The 1,843-nt window shown below is 74.2% G+C and carries 2 protein-coding genes and 1 pseudogene; 1 reads left to right on the top strand and 2 read right to left on the bottom strand.

What is annotated here, in order from left to right:
* Positions 1-24: 24 nt before the first annotated feature.
* Positions 25-188 (bottom strand): annotated as a pseudogene (locus AOK00_RS40305) (short-chain dehydrogenase/reductase); the annotation flags it as partial.
* A 2-nt stretch (positions 189-190) separates the two neighbouring features.
* Positions 191-811 (bottom strand): SDR family NAD(P)-dependent oxidoreductase (locus tag AOK00_RS14520; RefSeq protein ID WP_254047368.1); only part of this gene is annotated, 621 nt, incomplete at its 3' end.
* A 101-nt stretch (positions 812-912) separates the two neighbouring features.
* Here AOK00_RS14520 and AOK00_RS14515 point away from each other — a divergent pair.
* The coding region (locus tag AOK00_RS14515) for a LysR family transcriptional regulator (protein WP_107097389.1) at positions 913-1,843 on the top strand (931 nt) is incomplete at its 3' end.

The following is a 1,843-nucleotide window of genomic DNA, read 5'->3' as shown; positions in this document are numbered from 1 at the left end:
GCGGAACAGTTGCCCACAACCGGGTTACCTCAGGCCGTCCAGCTTCGTCGCGCGGCCGACCTTCTCCCAGGTCCTGAGGTCGTCCCGCACCAGGTCGAGGTGCCCCAGGATCGTGTCGATCGAGTCGTCCCCCAGGGCGAGCCGCAGCGGCGTCTCGTCGGCGTTCAGCGCGGCCAGCACCGCCGCGGNNGCGGGTCGCGCCCACCGTGTCCGTGTAGTCCGCGATGCCGTCGCCGCTCAGGCTGTGGTTGCCGAAGAGGCTCGTACGGAAGGCGCCCGGTTCGACGATCAGGACGTCGATGCCCAGCGGCCGTACCTCCGCCGCGAGCGCCTCCGACAGGCCCTCCAGGGCGAACTTCGTCGCGCTGTAGGCGCCGAAGCCGGCCATCGACATCTGGCCGCCGACGCTGCTGAGCTGCACGATCGCGCCCGAGCGGCGGGCCCGCATGTGGGGCAGGACCGCGCGGGTCAGCGCCGCCGGGCCGAAGACGTGGACGTCGAACAGGGAGCGCAGCTCGGCGTCGGAGGTCTCCTCGACCGAACCGACGTGCGTGCGGCCCGCGTTGTTGACGAGGACGTCGATGCGGCCGTGGCGCTCGGCGACCTCCGCGACGACGGTGCCGACCGCGGCGGTGTCGGTGACGTCGAGTGCGACCGGGTCGACCTGGTCGGGGTGGGCCGCGACCAGGTCGTCCAGGGTCTCGGTGCGGCGGGCCGCGGCGACCACGATGTCGCCGGCCGCGATCGCCGCCTCGGCGAAGGCGCGTCCGAAACCGCTGTTGGCGCCCGTGATCAGCCAGACCTTGCTCATGGGGATCCCTCTTCCTGGTTCTCGTCATCGCTTCCACGACTCAACCAGCGTGTGTCACAAGGCCGTTGTCGGTCCAAGATCTGTTGTGATAGCTCATGGTCATGACCATGGACGTGCACGGGCGGGACCTGAGGTACTTCATCGCCGTCGCCGAGGAGCTGCACTTCACCCGCGCCGCCGAGCGGCTGTACGTCTCCCAGCCCGCGCTCAGCAAGCAGATCAGGGCCCTGGAGCGGCAGCTCGGCGCGCCCCTCTTCGACCGCGACCGGCACGGCGTCCGCCTCACCGCCGTCGGTACGGCCCTGCTGCCGCACGCCCGCGCCGTGCTCGCCGCCTGGGCGGAGGCGGACGGGGCCGTGCGGCGGGCCCGCGCCGCCGAGCGGTCCACGCTCGTCGTCGGCATGTCCACCAGCCCCGGTCGCGGCGGGCTGCTGCCCGCGATCCGCTCGCGGTTCACCGAGGCCCACCCGGAGGCCGTGCTCAGGCTGCGCCAGGTGGGGTGGGAGGACCCGACGGCCGGACTCGCCGACGGCGCGAGCGATGTGGCGTTCGTCTGGCTTCCGCTGCCCGCGGCGGAACGCTTCCGCTGGGTCGTCGTGGCCGCCGAACCCCGGCTCGTCGCCCTCCCGGAGACCCACCCGCTGGCCGCCCGTGAACGCCTCGACTTCGCGGACCTCCTCGACGAACCGTTCCTCGCCCTGCCCGCCACCGGCCCCGAACTGCGGGACCACTGGCTGGCGCTGGACTCCCGGGGCGGCCGCCCGCCGGTCGTCGGCGCGGAGATCGGCAGCGCCGACGAGACGTACGAGGCCCTCGTCGGCGGCCTCGGCATCTGCCTGGTCGCGGCCGGCAACGCCCCGCTCCTCGCCCGCGACGGCGTCGTCACCCGTCCCGTGGACGGCGTCGGCCCCAGCCACCTCGCCCTCGCCCACCGCGCGGACGACACCCGCCCCCTGGTCCGCGCGTACGCCGAGGCGGCGGCGGGGCGGTCGCGGCGACCGGGCCAGGCCGGGCACGCAGGGCAGGCAGGGC

The organism is Streptomyces aureus (genome assembly GCF_001418135.1).
Taxonomy (GTDB): Bacteria; Actinomycetota; Actinomycetes; order Streptomycetales; family Streptomycetaceae; genus Streptomyces; species Streptomyces aureus_A.
This window is presented reverse-complemented; position numbering and strand designations above follow the sequence as displayed.